This window comes from Streptomyces sp. NPDC003034 (assembly GCF_053591375.1).
In genome coordinates, this window is sequence record NZ_JBSFTS010000019.1 from 13,005 (window position 1) to 29,398 (window position 16,394).

10 protein-coding genes are annotated in these 16,394 nt (G+C 72.3%); 7 read left to right on the plus strand and 3 right to left on the minus strand.

Translation table 11 applies throughout. The features are described 5' to 3' along the window. Window positions 1-41: 41 nt before the first annotated feature. On the plus strand, window positions 42-1,154 hold the full coding sequence (locus ACWDX7_RS19400; RefSeq protein WP_451492836.1) for a glycosyltransferase family 4 protein: 1,113 nt from the start codon (window positions 42-44) through the stop codon (window positions 1,152-1,154). Window positions 1,155-1,292: 138 nt separating this feature from the next. Here the strand turns inward: ACWDX7_RS19400 and ACWDX7_RS19405 are convergent, their stop codons facing one another. After that, on the minus strand, window positions 1,293-2,918 hold the full coding sequence (locus ACWDX7_RS19405; protein WP_451492837.1) for a PucR family transcriptional regulator: 1,626 nt from the start codon (window positions 2,916-2,918) through the stop codon (window positions 1,293-1,295). Between the two features lie 180 nt (window positions 2,919-3,098). Here ACWDX7_RS19405 and ACWDX7_RS19410 point away from each other — a divergent pair, with 180 nt between their 5' ends. Then, entirely contained in the window at window positions 3,099-4,739 is a 1,641-nt protein-coding gene (locus tag ACWDX7_RS19410) for an amino acid permease (protein WP_451492838.1), read from the plus strand. A gap of 12 nt (window positions 4,740-4,751) precedes the next feature. Next, window positions 4,752-6,377 carry a flavin monoamine oxidase family protein gene (locus tag ACWDX7_RS19415; RefSeq protein WP_451492839.1) on the plus strand — a complete coding sequence of 542 codons (1,626 nt, stop codon included), beginning with the start codon at window positions 4,752-4,754 and terminating at the stop codon, window positions 6,375-6,377. Between the two features lie 107 nt (window positions 6,378-6,484). On the opposite strand, the gene ACWDX7_RS19420 is transcribed toward ACWDX7_RS19415, so the two are convergent. After that, the gene (locus ACWDX7_RS19420; RefSeq protein ID WP_451492840.1) at window positions 6,485-7,867 is read right to left on the minus strand and encodes an FAD-binding protein; all 1,383 of its coding nucleotides are present in this window, start codon (window positions 7,865-7,867) and stop codon (window positions 6,485-6,487) included. A gap of 150 nt (window positions 7,868-8,017) precedes the next feature. Continuing rightward, on the minus strand, window positions 8,018-9,823 hold the full coding sequence (locus ACWDX7_RS19425) for a glycoside hydrolase family 15 protein (protein WP_451492841.1): 1,806 nt from the start codon (window positions 9,821-9,823) through the stop codon (window positions 8,018-8,020). A 459-nt stretch (window positions 9,824-10,282) separates the two neighbouring features. Between ACWDX7_RS19425 and ACWDX7_RS19430 the strand changes: the two genes are divergently transcribed. From ACWDX7_RS19430 to ald, 4 genes are all read left to right on the plus strand, one after another. Beyond that, a complete protein-coding gene (locus ACWDX7_RS19430) occupies window positions 10,283-11,953 on the plus strand; it encodes a CTP synthase (protein ID WP_451492866.1) in 1,671 nt (556 codons plus the stop codon). Window positions 11,954-12,031: 78 nt separating this feature from the next. Continuing rightward, window positions 12,032-12,688 (plus strand): NUDIX domain-containing protein, encoded by a 657-nt coding sequence (locus ACWDX7_RS19435; protein ID WP_451492842.1) that lies wholly within the window; start codon window positions 12,032-12,034, stop codon window positions 12,686-12,688. Window positions 12,689-12,827: 139 nt separating this feature from the next. After that, window positions 12,828-14,801 carry a tetratricopeptide repeat protein gene (locus tag ACWDX7_RS19440; protein ID WP_451492843.1) on the plus strand — a complete coding sequence of 658 codons (1,974 nt, stop codon included), beginning with the start codon at window positions 12,828-12,830 and terminating at the stop codon, window positions 14,799-14,801. A 152-nt stretch (window positions 14,802-14,953) separates the two neighbouring features. Continuing rightward, window positions 14,954-16,069 carry an alanine dehydrogenase gene (ald, locus tag ACWDX7_RS19445; protein WP_451492844.1) on the plus strand — a complete coding sequence of 372 codons (1,116 nt, stop codon included), beginning with the start codon at window positions 14,954-14,956 and terminating at the stop codon, window positions 16,067-16,069. The last annotated feature ends 325 nt before the right edge of the window (window positions 16,070-16,394 follow it).

Here is a 16,394-nt window from a genome sequence, read left to right on the forward strand (position 1 = left end):
TGGGCGACGTCTCTGACTCCCTCATCCAGGAGCTTCGGCCCGTGAGCAGCTCCCCGGTCCCCGCACAGCCCTACGGGCGCCAGCCCCTGCGTACCGTCCAAGTGCTCGGCGGGGCGGGCGCCGACAGCAGCGCGCACGTACGGTCGCTCGCGACCGGGCTCGCCGCGCGCGGAGTACGGGTCACGGTGTGCGCGCCCCCCGAAGCGGAGGGGCAGTACGACTTCACCGGAGCCGGGGCGCGGTTCGCGTCCGACGCGGTGAGCGCCCTGCGGGCCGCCTGCGCCGGCGCCGACGTCGTCCACGCGCACGGAGTACGGGCCGGGATGCGGGCCGCGCTGGCGCTGCGGGGGCGCCGGGTGCCGCTGGTGGTGAGCTGGCACGGTGACGGCCCGGCGGCCGCGGGCGCGCTCGGGCGGCTGAGCCGGATCCTGGAACGCCAGGTGGCACGCGCCGCGGCGGTCGTGCTCGGAGCCTCCTCCGACCAGGTGGACCTCGCGCGGCAGCGGGGTGCGCGGGACGCGCGGCTGGCGCCGGTGGCGGTGCCCGCGCCCGCGTCCGGGTGGCCCGAGCCGGCTGCGGATCCCGGCAAGGCCCGGGCGGAACTCGGGGCCGTGGAAAGGCCGTTGCTGATCGCGGTCGGGAGCCTGGTGCCGCACCGGGGGTACTCCGTACTCCTCGACGCGGCGCGGGCGTGGCGGGCGCTGGATCCCGTACCGCTGCTGGTGATCGCGGGGGAGGGGCCGCTGCGGGCCGAGCTGTCCCGGCGGATCGAGTCGGAAGGGCTGCCGGTGCGGCTGCTGGGGCGGCGCCGGGATGCGGTGCGGTTGCTGGCGGCGGCGGATGTGGCGGTGCTGCCGACCCGGTGGGAGGAGCGGGCGCCGCTGGCCCAGGAGGCACTGCGGGTGGGCGTGCCGCTGGTGGCGACGGCGGTGGGGGGCGTGCCGGAGCTGGTGGGGGAGGGGGCGGTGCTGGTGCCGTACGGGGACGCGGGGGCGCTGGCCGACGCGGTGGCGCGCCTGCTGGAGGATCCCGCTCGGCGGGCCGCGCTCGCCGCCGCGGGGCGCGCCCAGGCCGCGACGTGGCCGTCGGAGGACGACACGGTCGCGCAGGTCCTCTCCGTCTACGACGAGCTGACGCAACGTCCCCGCCGCTGACGGTCCCCTCCGGGGGCGCCGCCCCGGACCCTGCGCCTCAAACGCCGGCGGGGCTGGAGGTGGGCGGCGAAGTCGGGGTGTGGGATGGGCCGCGGCGGACTCCGCGCAGCCGCGCGACGGCCAGCGCCGGGGGAGCGGTCAGGGCTGGGATGGGGTGTGGCGGCGGGCGCGGAGGGCCAGGCTGAGGGAGAGGACCGTTTCGGGGTCGTCCAGGTCCGTGCCCAGCAGCTCCGCGATGCGGGCCAGGCGGTTGTAGAGCGTCTGGCGGTTGAGGTGCAGCTCGCGGGCCGTCTCGGCTTTGCGGCCCGCGTGGGCGAGGTACGTCTCCAGCGTGGGCAGCAGCGGCGGCCGCGAGGTCACGTCGTGCGCCCGGAGCGGACCGATCGCGCGGTCCACGAAGGCCGCCAGGTCGGGCTGTTCGCGCAGCCGCCACAGCAGCAGGTCGATGTCCAGCCGCCGGGCGTCGTACCAGGGGCGGGCCGGCAGGCCGTGGGCGGCCGTGGCCGTCTCCGCGGCGTGGCGCAGGCCCGACGAGGCGGCCGCCCAGCCGCCCGCGACGCCGACGACCACCGCGGCCGGGGCGGTGGCGCGGTCCAGGCCCGCCCGTTCGACCCCGGCCCGCAGCGCGGCGGCGACCCGGTCGGCCACCGCCGTACGCTCGGACTCGGCGCGCAGCGAGACCAGCAGCGGGACCCGGCCCTCGACCGGGCGGACGCCCAGCAGCACCGGGACCCCGACGGACGACAGCTCCTCCAGGACCGCCCGGGCCAGGACGGCCCAGTTGCCGGACGGGCTCAGCTCCGGGGACAGTCGCATGACCACCGGCAGCAGCGGCCCGGCGCCCGGCTTGAAGCCCAGGACGCGGGCCTGCCCGGGGGCGTCCTCCGCGCTGATGCGCCCCTCCGCCAGGTCCGTCAGGAAGTCGCCGCGGCCGCGCGCCGCCAGCTCCTCCTCCTGCTTGGCCTGCATCAGCACCACCGCGAGGACGCCGGCCGTGCGTTCCGCCGCCATGCGGTGCACGGGCAGGAGGGGGGCCGAGACACCCAGCAGCACGACCCGCGCCCGGACCGAACCCGTGCCGTGGCCCCCGCCCGGTACGTCGACGACCACCGCGTTGGCCGGCGGCTCGGCCTCCCGCTGGCCCCGTAGGCCCTCCCACACCTGGAGGGGATCGGCTCCCGGGTCCCCGGCCGAGCTGCCGGCCGCGTACAGCAGCTGTCCGTCGGGGGTCTCCAGGAAGACCGGATTGGCGCTGAAGTCGGCCAGGATGCGCAGGACCTGGGGGATCCCGCCCCCGCCCAGCAGCGCTTCCGTGCACCGCCGGTGGACCTCCTCGGCGCGCTGGAGGAGGGCGTAGTGCCCGTTGACGATCTCGGTGTGGACCTCCTCCGTGACGGTGACGAAGGGCACTTCGCGGTGGAGTTGCACCAGCGGCAGGCCCGCGGCGCGTGCGGTGTCCACGATGGTCGCCGGAAGGCGGGTGAAACGCGGGCCCAGTTCGACCACGAGCGCGGCGATCCCCCGGTCCGCGAGACGGCGTACGAAGGCACGCTGCTCGGCGGGCCGGGTACCGAGGCCGAGCCCCGTGCTCAGCAGCAGTTCACCGCCCTTGAGCAGCGAGGCGATGTTCGGTACCTCGCCGGCGTGCACCCAGCGGACCGTCCGGCCCAGGCGATCGGCGCAGGCCACCACCTCCGGAAGGCCGCTGCGCAGCCCCGGCAGCTCCAATGCGCGCTGAACCGTGATTCCGCCCTGGTCGTCCATATCGCGGGACGGTACCGGCCGGGGTGTTCCCAGCACATCACCCATCGGTTACGGAGACCGTTATGCCCCCATCCGGCCCGACAACTCGTCTTCTTCGCAAGGAGATTATCGGACTACATGCCGATTGTGGTCTGCGTCACGCGGGGAGAGAGTGGCGCCCTCCACACAGAAGAGGACGCCATGAGCAGAGACAACCCCGGCAAGTCGCCCGAGACAGCCACCATCCCGCAGGTGCAGCGGCTGAAGGCCAACTCGGTCGGGTTGGTCGGCGTCGTGTTCATGGCGGTCGCCACCGCCGCTCCCATCACCGCCATGACCGGCAACCTCCCCATCGCGGTCGGATTCGGAAACGGCGTCGGCGCCCCCGCCGGCTATCTCTTCGCGACCCTCGTCCTGACCGTCTTCGCCGTCGGCTACGTCGCGATGGCCAAGCGCATCACCGCCGCCGGCGCCTTCTACGGATACATCTCGCACGGCCTGGGGCGGATCGCCGGAATGGCCTCGGGGATGCTGGCCGTCCTCGCGTACATCGTCTTCGAGGCCTCGATCGTCGGAGTGTTCTCCTACTTCGCCAAGACCACCGTCCAGGACCAGTTCGGGATCGACCTGCCCTGGGCGCTCTACGCGGCGGCCATGCTGGCCGTCACCGCCGCCCTCGCGCACTTCGACATCAACCTCACCGCCCGGGCGCTCGGCGTGATGCTCGTCGCGGAGATCGCCGTGCTGTTCGCCGTCGCCACCGCGGTCCTGATCGCCGGCGGCGGTCCGGACGGGATCCCGCTCGAACCCGTCAACCCGAAGAACGCCTTCACCGGCACCTCCGCAGGGCTCGGCCTCTTCTTCGCCTTCTGGTCCTGGGTGGGCTTCGAATCCACCGCCATGTACGGGGAGGAGTCGCGCGACCCGAAGCGGGTCATCCCCCGGGCCACCCTCATCTCGGTCGTCGGCGTCGGCCTCTTCTACATCTACGTCTCCTGGATGGCCATCGCGGGCAACGGCCTGGCCAAGTCCGTGGAGCTGTCCGCGTCCGCCAGCCCCCTCGACCTCTTCTTCGCGCCCACCCAGGCCTTCATCGGCGCCTGGGCGGTCGACGCCTTCCAGTGGCTCCTGCTGACCGGCTCCTTCGCCTGCGGGATGGCCTTCCACCAGTGCGCCGCCCGCTATCTCTACGCCATCGGCCGCGAGGGCTTCCTCTCCCCGAAGCTCGGCCGCACGCACGCACGGCACGGATCCCCCTACATCGCCTCCGTGGTGCAGACCGCCATCGCCACCGCGCTCGTCGCCGGCTTCTGGCTCAGCGGTCAGGACCCGTACCTGCACCTCTACACGCTGCTCGCGATCCTCGGCACGATGGCCATCCTCATCGTGCAGACGCTGTGCTCCTTCGCCGTCATCGGGTACTTCCGCAAGAACCACCCGGAGGACCGGCACTGGTTCAAGACCCTGACCGCCCCGCTGCTCGGCGGCGTCGGCATGACCGCCGTCGTGGTCCTGCTCGTGCTCAACATGGAGACCGCGGCGGGCAGCGCGGCCGGTTCGGTCTTCTTCACCCTGATCCCGTGGATCGTCGGCGGCGTCTTCCTGGGCGGGCTCGGCCTCGGCTTCTGGCTCAAGGCCAAGGCGCCCGAGCGGTACGAGATCATCGGCCGGATCGTCCTGGAGGACGCCGCCGAGCGCCCCGGCGACACCGCCCCGTCCGGCCCGGGCACCTCCTCGGAACCGGGCGCCCCGTCAGACCCGGGCGCCCCGTCCGACCCTTCATCCCCTGTGAACCCCGCCATCCCCGCCGCGCCGTCCGACCCGAGCGCCGCGAACGTCTGAGGAGCCCCCGCCATGGCCCGTACCCCCGTCATGCACGCCCTGCGGCAGCTCGCCGCCGAACACGCCGCCGCCAGGAGGCTCGCACTGCCCGCCGAGGAGGTCCGCGGCTCCACCCGCCGCCAACTCTTCGGCCGCGCCGCCGCCCTCGGCCTCGGAACCGCCCTCGCCTCCTCCGCGACCGCCCACGCCGCCGCGCCCCTGCCCGACAAGCGGCGCGTCACCCCCGCCCGCGTGGCCGTGGTCGGCGCCGGCATCTCGGGCCTGACCGCCGCGCTCACCCTCCAGGACGCCGGCGTCGCCTGCACCCTCTACGAGGCCAACCCGAGCCGGGTCGGCGGCCGGATGTGGAGCCAGCGCGACCACTGGGCCCACGGCCAGGCCTCCGAGATCGGCGGCGAGCTGATCGACACCAGCCACAAGAAGATCCTGGCCCTGTGCCGCCGCTTCGGGCTGTCCACCGAGGACTTCCTCGGCGGCGGCCCCACCGGAGCGGAGGAGGTCCTCTGGTTCAACGGCGAGTACTACCCGCGCCACCAGGCCGACGAGGACTTCAAGGCCGTTTTCCAACGGCTGCACCGCGACCTCCAGGAGGCCGGCGAGGTCAGCTGGAACAGCACCACCCCCGCCGGCACGGCCCTCGACAACATGTCGATCTACGAGTGGATCGAGACCCGGGTCCCCGGCGGCCACGGCTCCCAGCTCGGCCGCTTCATCGACGTGGCCTACAACGTCGAGTACGGGGCCGAGACCGACCAGCAGTCGGCCCTCGCCCTGGTCCTCCTGATGGGCTATCAGCCCAACCCCGGCCACTTCAACGTCTGGGGCCTGTCCAACGAGCGCTACCACATCACCGGCGGCAACGACCAGCTGCCGAACGCCATCGCCGCGGCGCTCCCGGCCGGCTGCCTGGTCATGGGCCGCGAGCTCGTCGCCGTACGCGCCAACGCCGACGGCACCCAGACCCTCACCTTCAACGACTCCGGGGCGATCCGCACCGTGACCGCGGACCACACCGTCCTGTGTCTGCCGCTCCCCGTCCTCAAACGCGTGGACACCGCCGGTGCGGGCTTCGACCCGCTCATGCGCAACCTCCTGCGCGACGCCCGGATGGGCCACTGCACCAAGCTGAACATGCAGTTCACCGCGCGGCCGTGGCGCGGCACCGGAGCCTGGCCGGGCGTGTCCGCCGGGGACTGCTTCACCGACTCCTACGTCCAGCAGACCTGGGACACCACCAAGGTGCAGCCCGGCAGCGGCGGCATCCTGCTCCAGTACGGGGCCGGCAGCCTCGCCGCCTCCCTCACCCCGGCCACCCCCTTCGCCACCGAGTCCGACCCCTACGTCCGCGACCTCGCCAAGCGCATGCTCACCGGCATCGACGCCTTCTACCCCGGTACCAAGGCGGTCTGGAACGGGCGCGCCCAGCTCTCGGCATGGCACCGCAGCCCGTACGCGCTGGGGGCGTACTCGTACTGGCCCACCGGATACCTGCACCGCTACGCCCAGTACGAGGGCACCGCGCAGGGCAACATCCACATCGGCGGCGAGCACACCAGCTACGACTTCCAGGGGTTCATGGAGGGCGGCGCCACCGAGGGCGAGCGGGCGGCGCGCGAGGTGATCGACGCGCTCACGTGAGGATGCGAGGTGAGGATGCGGCTCAGGTGACGACGCAGGTCACGTGAGGATGCCGCTCACGCCCGCGTGAACACCGCCCGCACCGCCGGACATCAGGCCCACCTGCCTCAGGTGGGCCTGATGTTGTGGTTGAAGCGGAAGACGTTGTCCGGGTCGTACGCGCGCTTCACCTCGCCCAGGCGGCGCATGTTCTCCTCGCCCAGCCCGGCCACCAGCCGCCGCGAGCCCTCGTTCCCCGTGAGGTTGAGGTGGACCGCGCCGGTGGACCAGGGCTGGACGGCGGCGCGTACGCCGTCCACCCACCGGCGGATCCGCTCGTCGTCCACCGGGTCCTCCCAAATGCCGAACGGGTGCACGGCCCAGGGCGCGCCGCGGTACGGCACCGGGTATCCGGCCGGGCCGGCGGCGACGGCGCCGCCCTGCGGCCACAGGAGGTGCCGGGTGCCCGTAGGCACCGGCATGGTCCCGCCGAGGCCGCAGAAGACGTCCACGAACGCGTCGGGCGCCCCGGTCAGGCACTCCGCCGACCAGTGGTTCCGCATCCCCTGCGGGTCATCGGTCATGCACTGCAGATCGGCGTAGGGCAGGGCCGTGACGGTCTCGGACACGTGCGGCAGCGCCAGCAGCGGCCCGGCGAGCCGCCGCAGCCCGTCCTCGGGACCCGCGTAGGTCAGCAGCACGCCGCTCAGCGGCTGTCCGACCAGGTGCGGCGGTACGGACTCCCCGGGCGGGCCGGTCAGGTAGAGGGCCGCGCCGCTCGCCTCCGGCGGCCCGGACTCGATGAGGTCCCGGAACCTGCGGACCACCTCCGGCCCGTGCTCCGGCAGGTACAGGACGTACGCGATCGACATGTGCGGCAGCTCGTGCAGGCGCAGGGTCAGCGCCGTCGCCACCCCGAAGTTGCCGCCGCCGCCGTGCAGGGCCCAGAACAGCTCCGGATGCTCCTCGGTGCTCGCCGTGAGCGTGCTGCCGTCGGCGGTGACCAGCTCGACGGCGAGGAGGTTGTCCACCGCCAGGCCGAACTTCCGGTCCAGCCAGCCCGAGCCGCCGCCCAGCACGAACCCGCCGACACCGATGGTCGAGCTCCGCCCGCCGGTCGTCGCCAGTCGGTGCGGCTCGCAGGCCCGGTCCAGGTGGCTCATGGTGGCGCCGCCGCCCACCCGCACCGTCCGGGCCGCCGGATCGACCACCACCCCGTGCATCCGGCGCAGGTCGATGACGAGGGCCGCGTCCCCCAGCCCCATCCCGGCCACGCTGTGGCCGCCGCCGCGGACCGCGATCGAAAGGTCCAGATCGCGGGCGAAGCGGACGGCGGTGACGACGTCCGCCTCGTGCTCGCACCGGGCGATCACCGCCGGCCGCCGGTCGATCATGGCGTTGAAGACGGTCCGGGCCTCTTCGTAGCCGCTGTCGCCCGGAGCGAAGACCGCCCCCGCGAGGTCCTCGCGGAGCTCGGCCAGCGCCGTGCCCGCCTTCGAGGGGAAAGCCATGGCCGCCGCCTTCCGGGAAGGGCGCAGGACCCCCTCAGGCTAGGCGGAGGCCCCGCCCAGGGCATCCCGGGGCCGCGGCCCTCGGGCAGAGCCCCCAGGACGTGCTCGGGGCCCGCCCGGCAGCCTCCGTACGCGCCGCTAGCCGTACCGCTAGCCCCCGTACGCCCCGCTCGCCGTCAGCCGCAGCGCCGTGTCGATGAGCGGAACGTGACTGAAGGCCTGCGGGAAGTTGCCCACCTGCCGCTGGAGCCGCGGATCCCACTCCTCCGCCAGCAGCCCCACGTCGTTGCGCAGCGCCAGCAGCTTCTCGAACAGCCGCCGTGCCTCATCGACCCGCCCGATCATCGCCAGGTCGTCGGCCATCCAGAAGGAGCACGCGAGAAAAGCCCCCTCGTCGCCCTCCAGGCCGTCCACGCCGGCCTCCTCGCCCGCCGTCGGATAGCGCAGGATGAAACCGTCGGACGTGGACAGCTCGCGCTGGATCGCCTCGATGGTGCCGATGACCCGCTTGTCGTCCGGCGGCAGGAAGCCCATCTGCGGAATCAGCAGCAGGGAGGCGTCCAGCTCCTTCGACCCGTACGACTGGGTGAAGGTGTTGCGCTCCTTGTCGTAGCCCTTCTCGCACACGTCCTGGTGGATCTCGTCGCGCAGCTCGCGCCAGCGGTCCAGCGGGCCGTCCGCGTCGCCGCTCTCGATCAGCTTGATCGTGCGGTCCACGGCCACCCAGGCCATCACCTTCGAGTGCACGAAGTGGCGGCGCGGGCCGCGCACCTCCCAGATGCCCTCGTCCGGCTGGTCCCAGTGGGTCTCCAGGTAGCGGATCAGCTTCAGCTGGAGCAGCGAGGCGTAGTCACTGCGGGCCAGGCCCGTCATGTGGCCCAGGTGCAGGGCCTCGGTGACCTCGCCGTACACGTCCAGCTGGAGCTGGCCCGCGGCCCCGTTGCCGACGCGGACCGGGCGGGAGTTCTCGTAACCGGGCAGCCAGTCCAGCTCGGTCTCGCCGAGCTCGCGCTCACCCGCGATCCCGTACATGATCTGCAGGTTCTCGGGGTCGCCGGCCACCGCGCGCAGCAGCCACTCGCGCCAGGCACGGGCCTCCTCGCGGTAGCCGGTGCGCAGCAGCGAGGAGAGGGTGATGGCGGCGTCGCGCAGCCAGGTGTAGCGGTAGTCCCAGTTCCGGACGCCGCCGATCTCCTCCGGGAGGGAGGTGGTCGGCGCGGCGACGATCCCGCCGGTGGGGCCGTACGTCAGGCCCTTGAGCGTGATCAGGGAGCGCACCACGGCTTCCCGGTAGGGACCGTGGTACGTGCACTGCTCGACCCACTCGCGCCAGAACTCGGTGGTGGCCTCCAGGGCCGCCTCGGCGTCCGGAGCCTCCGGGGCGCCGCGGTGCGAGCGCTGCCAGCTGATGCTGAAGGCCATCCGGTCGCCCGGCCCGACCGTGAAGTCGGAGTAGGTCGTCAGGTCCTTGCCGTACGTCTGCGCCTCGGTGTCCAGCCACACGGAGTCCGGGCCGGCGACGGCGACGGTGCGCCCGTCCACCTTGTGCACCCAGGGCACGACGCGTCCGTAGCTGAACCGCATGCGCAGCGCGGACCGCATCGGGACGCGCCCGCTGACGCCCTCCACGATGCGGATCAGCTGCGGGGCGTGGTCCTCGCGCGGCGGCATGAAGTCGATGACGCGGACCGTGCCGCGTGGGGTGTCCCACTCCGACTCCAGCACCAGCGAGTCACCGCGGTAGCTGCGGCGAGTGGCATGCGGAGCCTCGGAGCCGGCCGGGTAGGCCGGGCCGACCCGCCAGAAGCCGTGATCCTCGGTGCCGAGGATGCTCGCGAAGACGGCATGGGAGTCGAAACGGGGCAGGCAGAGCCAATCCACGGCCCCGTCCCGGCAGACCAACGCTGCGGTCTGCATGTCCCCGATCAGTGCGTAATCCTCGATGCGCCCGGACACGTTGCATCTCCAGTCGAACGGCCACGTCCGCCCCGAAGGGCGCTTGCATTGCGGTTGCGCGGGACTCCTGTGTGCAGGGATGCCCGCGTGCAGCCCATGATTCCGTATGCCGGCTCCATCTGGCCGTCTGCCGGTCTGCTCGGCGGCGATGTGTGCAATATCCGAGCAGGATATGACTGCACCCTAGTGATCCCTTAATCCTGACAAGAATGCGGCTCCGCCAAACGGGTGAGCGGCTTGTCCGTCACGTCGGCGGTGCGGCACGGAGGCCCCCGCCGCGTGGCCGGAGGCGGACCGGCCCGGGCGCTGATAGGCTGGTACCCCGTGGACCGGTGGTCTGCCTGTGCGAATCAGGAGCCCCGAAACCGCAGCTTCGGCGCCCCCCGAGACCCTTCCGGTTCGACGGTGGCCGGTGCCGGACGCACCTCACTTCGCGACCACGGGAGCCCCCTCTTGGCGATGCCGCCCGCTGCTTTTCGAAACAGCACAGCCATGACGACCAAGCACATCTTCGTCACCGGGGGTGTCGCCTCCTCCCTCGGCAAGGGCCTGACGGCCTCCAGCCTGGGTGCGCTGCTGAAGGCGCGCGGTCTTCGGGTCACGATGCAGAAGCTCGACCCGTACCTGAACGTCGACCCCGGCACCATGAACCCGTTCCAGCACGGCGAGGTGTTCGTCACCAACGACGGCGCCGAGACCGACCTGGACATCGGCCACTACGAGCGCTTCCTCGACGTCGACCTCGACGGCTCGGCCAACGTCACCACCGGCCAGGTCTACTCGCAGGTCATCGCCAAGGAGCGGCGCGGCGAGTACCTCGGTGACACCGTGCAGGTCATCCCGCACATCACCAACGAGATCAAGCACCGCATCCGGCGGATGGCGACCGACGACGTCGACGTCGTCATCACCGAGGTCGGCGGCACGGTCGGTGACATCGAGTCGCTGCCCTTCCTGGAGACCGTCCGGCAGGTCCGCCACGAGGTCGGCCGCGACAACGTCTTCGTCGTGCACATCTCGCTGCTGCCCTACATCGGCCCCTCCGGCGAGCTCAAGACCAAGCCCACCCAGCACTCCGTCGCGGCCCTGCGCAACATCGGCATCCAGCCCGACGCGATCGTGCTGCGTGCCGACCGCGAGGTGCCGACCTCCATCAAGCGCAAGATCTCGCTGATGTGCGACGTGGACGAGGCGGCCGTGGTCGCCGCCATCGACGCCAAGTCGATCTACGACATCCCGAAGGTGCTGCACACCGAGGGCCTGGACGCGTACGTCGTGCGCAAGCTCGACCTGCCCTTCCGCGACGTGGACTGGAGGGTCTGGGAAGACCTCCTGGACCGCGTCCACAACCCCGAGCACGAGGTCAGCGTCGCGCTCGTCGGCAAGTACATCGACCTGCCCGACGCCTACCTGTCGGTGACCGAGGCGCTGCGCGCCGGAGGTTTCGCCAACAAGGCCCGCGTCAACATCAAGTGGGTCACCTCCGACGACTGCAAGACCCCGGCCGACGCCGCGGCCCAGCTGAGTGACGTGGACGCGATCTGCGTCCCCGGCGGCTTCGGCGACCGAGGTGTCAACGGCAAGGTCGGCGCGATCACCTACGCCCGCGAGAACAAGATCCCGCTGCTGGGCCTGTGCCTGGGTCTGCAGTGCGTGGTCATCGAGGCCGCGCGCAACCTCGCGGACATCGCGGACGCCAACTCCACCGAGTTCGACGCGTCCACCCCGCACCCGGTCATCTCGACCATGGAGGAGCAGCTGGCCTTCGTCGAGGGCGCGGGCGACCTGGGCGGCACCATGCGCCTGGGCATGTACCCGGCGAAGCTGGCCGAGGGTTCCATCGTGCGCGAGGTCTACGGCGACCAGGCGTACGTGGACGAGCGCCACCGGCACCGCTACGAGGTGAACAACGCCTACCGCGGCGAACTGGAGAAGAAGGCGGGCCTCGTCTTCTCCGGCACCTCCCCGGACAACAAGCTGGTCGAGTACGTCGAGTACCCGCGCGAGGTGCACCCCTACCTGGTGGCCACCCAGGCCCACCCGGAGCTGCGCTCGCGCCCGACGCGCCCGCACCCGCTCTTCGCCGGTCTGGTCAAGGCCGCCGTCGAGCGGCAGCAGGCCGCCAAGTAAGGGCCGACCGCATAACGTAGGCAGCCGGGGCACGGATCGTGCCCCGGCTGTTTTCATGTTCTCGGGAAGGTACTGGCCATGGCCATGGGCAACGACAGCGGCAACGACGGCGGCATCGAGGACACCCCGGAGTCGTGGGAAATCGTCGCCTCGCGAACCCCGTTCCAGGGTGCGAAGACGGCGGTCCGCTCGGACCAGGTCCGCATGCCGGACCGCGCGGTGGTCCGGCGCGACTACCAGGTGCACCCCGGTTCGGTGTGCGTACTGGCCTTGGACGAGCAGCAGCGGGTGCTCGTGCTGAGCCAGTTCCGGCACCCGGTGCGGCAGCGGCTGTGGGAGCTCCCGGCGGGGCTGCTGGACGTGCAGGGGGAGAACCCGCTGCACGCGGCCCAGCGGGAGCTGTACGAGGAGGCGCACGTCAAGGCGGAGGACTGGCGGGTGCTGGTCGACTTCTTCTCCTCGCCCGGGGGGTCGGACGAAGCGGTACGGGTCTTCCTGGCGCGGCAGCTGTCGGAGGCGGAGGGAGCGCGGTACGCGGCCTCCGAGGAGGAGTCGGACATGCAGATCGCCAGGGTTCCGCTGGCGGAGCTGGTGACCGGCGTGCTGGAGGGGCGGCTGGGCAATCCGGGACTGGTGGCGGGTGTGCTGGCGGTCTCCGCCGCCCTCGCGGGCGACGGCCTGGACGCGCTGCGCCCCGCCGTCGCCCCCTGGCCGGCCCGCCCGTACGAGGCGTAGCCGGGCGGGTTCGCCCGGCGAATGCCATCGGTGTGACCATCCGCTGATCCGATTGGGGGATTTGCCCGCCGCGCTCCACCCGGGTCGTCGCTCTGTGTGAACTACGCTCGCAACCCGAAGCAGGGAGAGGAGCGGATCCGTGACGGATTTCGTCGGGCGGCGGCGTGAGCTCAAGGAGCTGCGCGAGGACATCGCACGGACCGGGCTCGACACCCTCTCGGGCCGCAAGGCCAAGGCGCCGCGGGCCCGGGTGCTGCTCATCGCCGGGCGGCCCGGGTCCGGGCGCACCGCACTGGCCGAGGCGTTCGTGCGCGAGGTCGCCGGCCAGTACCCCGACGGGGTGCTCCGGACCCGGCTGACCACTCCCGGCGGGCAGCGCGTCGACACCGAGCGCGCCGTCCGGGGCCTGCTCGAAGGGCTGGGGCAGCACACGGCCGCCGGGGCGGGGGAGGACGAGCTGAGCTCCGCCCTGCGCGGCGCGCTCACCGGCCGGCGCGTGATCATCCTCGTCGACGACGCCGCCGACCCGCACCAGGTCGACGCGCTGCTGCCCGACACCCCCGAGTGCCTGGTCGTGGTCACCGCCGAGGGCCCCCTTACCGGGATCCCCGACGTACGGCCCTGCACCCTCGGCGGCCTGGACACGCCCTCCGCCGTCGAGATGCTCGTACAGCGCATCGGGGACACCCGGGTCACCGCCGACCCCCGCGCCGCCGAGACGCTCGCCGAGGAGTGCGGGGGCCAGCCCGCCGCGCTCAGCCTCGTGGGCGGCTGGCTCGCCGCCCATCCCAAGGCATCCGTGGCCGATGTGGCCAAGCAGCTGCACGACATGCCCGCCAGCACCGGCGGGCCGCTCGCGCGCGGCTTCCGGCTCGTCTACGAGTCCCTGCCCCAGCCCGCCCAGCGGACCCTGCGGCTGCTGCCGCTGGCCCCCGCCGGCGTCATCGACTCGCACACCGCCTCGGCCCTGGCCGGCTGCTCCGTGGCCGCCGCCCAGTCCACCCTGGACGATTTCGCCGGGCTGGGCCTCGTACGGCATGCCCAGGACGGGCTGTTCCTGCTGCCCGGCTGCCTCGCTCCGCTCCTCCAGGCACTGCTCGAAGCCAAGGAGCGCCCCGCCGAGGTCCAGCTGGCGCGGGCCCGGATGCTGGAGCGCACCGTGCGGCTGCTCCACTCCTGCCGGGCCATGGCGGACGCGGACGAGGGCCCCCGCTTCGGCGGACCCGAGCAGCTGGACGGCTTCCCGCGCGCGCTGCGCTTCCCCGACCGCCGGGCGGCGGCGACCTGGCTGAACACGCGGCTGCCGGCGCTGTCCGCGGCGGCCTCCCTGGCCGTGGCCGACGGCGAGCTGGACACCCTGGCCAGGCGGCTGGTCGCCGCCCTCGTACGGGCCCTGGCCGCTCACCGAGGCACCGCCGAGGCCGCCCCCGAGCTGTACGGGCTGCACCGGCTCGTCCTGGACGTGGCCGAGCGCCGCGAGCTGCACCGGGAGCAGGCCGCCGCCCTGCTGAACCTGGCCGACCTGGACGCCGAGACTGGCCGGACGCAGGAGGCCCTCGACCGCTACCGGGCCGCGCTGGACGCCGGACGGGCCGCGAAGGACCCGTACGCGACGGGCCGCGCGATGGAATCCGTAGGCGGCGCCTACCAGGAGATGGGGGACTGGCACCGGGCCTGCGACTGGTTCGGCCGGGCCCTCGCCCAGGCCCTGGCCCGGGGTGAACGGGCGGACGAGGCCCGCCTGTACGGGCGGCTCGGCAACGTCCACACGTACGCGGGCCGGTACGGGGACGCGCTGCGCAGCTGGCGCGCCGCGGCGGCCGGGTACCGCAAGCTCGCCGATGTCCCGGGTCAGGCAAAGGCGTTGAGCGAGATGGCGCGGATCCAGGAATACGCCGGCCGGCCGGAGGAGTCCCTGCACACCTGCCGGGAGGCCGTGGAACTGGCGCGCAAGGCGGGGGACCAGCGGCTTCAGGCCGCGCTCCAGGTGCGGTTGGCCGACACGCTGGACCGGCTCGGCGACCCGGCGGCGGCGAGGCTGCACCGATCCGCGGCCGACAGATTGCTGGGAGATGACCCCGCAGCCTGCGAAATCCGCAGTACTTCCGACTGAGATTATTCGTTTGCAAGGCTAGACAGCGCCTCATCCTTCATTAGACTGGCTCCACCACGTCATCCTGTGGTGCATCCCGTTGCGCGTTCTTGTGGGCGGGTATGTATGTCATTGCCCCAAAAAATCCCCTGAGCCAAGGACCGTGATCGACGATGAAGGTCGGCATCCCCCGCGAGGTCAAGAACAACGAGTTCCGGGTCGCCATCACGCCCGCCGGCGTGCATGAGCTGGTCCGGGGCGGCCACCAGGTCTTCGTCGAGCAGAACGCCGGTGTGGGTTCCTCGATCACGGACGCCGAGTACGTCTCCGCCGGCGCCGAGATCCTCGGCACCGCCGACGAGGTCTGGGCCACGGCCGACCTGCTGCTGAAGGTCAAGGAGCCGATCGCCGAGGAGTACCACCGCCTCCGCAAGGACCAGACCCTCTTCACCTACCTGCACCTCGCGGCCTCCCGCGAGTGCACGGACGCCCTGCTGGAGTCCGGCACCACCGCCATCGCGTACGAGACGGTGGAGCTCGCCAACCGCGCGCTGCCGCTCCTCGCCCCGATGTCCGAGGTCGCGGGCCGCCTGGCCCCGCAGGTCGGCGCCTACCACCTGATGCGGTCGGCCGGCGGCCGCGGCGTGCTCCCGGGCGGCGTGCCCGGCACCACGGCCGGCAAGGCCGTCGTCATCGGCGGCGGCGTCTCCGGCTGGAACGCGGCGCAGATCGCCATCGGCATGGGCTTCCACGTGACCCTGCTCGACCGCGACATCAACAAGCTCCGCGAGGCCGACAAGATCTTCGGCACCAAGATCCAGACGATCGTCTCCAACGCCTTCGAGCTGGAGAAGGCCGTGCTGGAGGCCGACCTCGTCATCGGCGCCGTGCTGATCCCGGGTGCGAAGGCCCCGAAGCTGGTCACCAACGAGCTCGTCTCCCGGATGAAGCCCGGAAGTGTCCTTGTCGACATTGCGATCGACCAGGGCGGCTGCTTCGAGGACTCCCGTCCGACCACCCACGCCGAGCCGACCTTCATGGTCCACAACTCGGTCTTCTACTGCGTCGCCAACATGCCGGGCGCGGTGCCGAACACCTCCACCTACGCGCTGACGAACGCCACGCTGCCCTACATCGTGCAGCTCGCGAACCTCGGCTGGGTCGAGGCGCTGCGTCGCGACCCCGCGCTCGCGCTGGGCCTCAACACCCATGAGGGCCAGGTCGTTTACGGCCCCGTCGCCGAGGCGCACGGTCTGAAGACCCTTGAGCTGAGCGCGCTGCTCGGCTGAAGCGTCAACGACTGACGTCAATCTCACGTATCCGGCCGGACCTTGCCCCCAAGGTCCGGCCGGACGCGTTGGCGGGGGGACCGGCGGAGCGGCCCAACTCGCCTCGAACGTAACCCTTTAACCCTTTCGCACACCCGCGAAACTTCGCAGTGGCAGCCCGCACGCCCTTGACAGAGTGGTGTTCGGTTGCCGACACATCCTGCCGGGTCCGGCGGATTGTGTTGCCGCTGAGTGGTGACACGCCATAGAGTCGCCAACCGTCGGCATGGTGCCACGCTGACCTATCGATAAGTGTCCTGGTCACGTCCGAGGAGGTAAGACGACT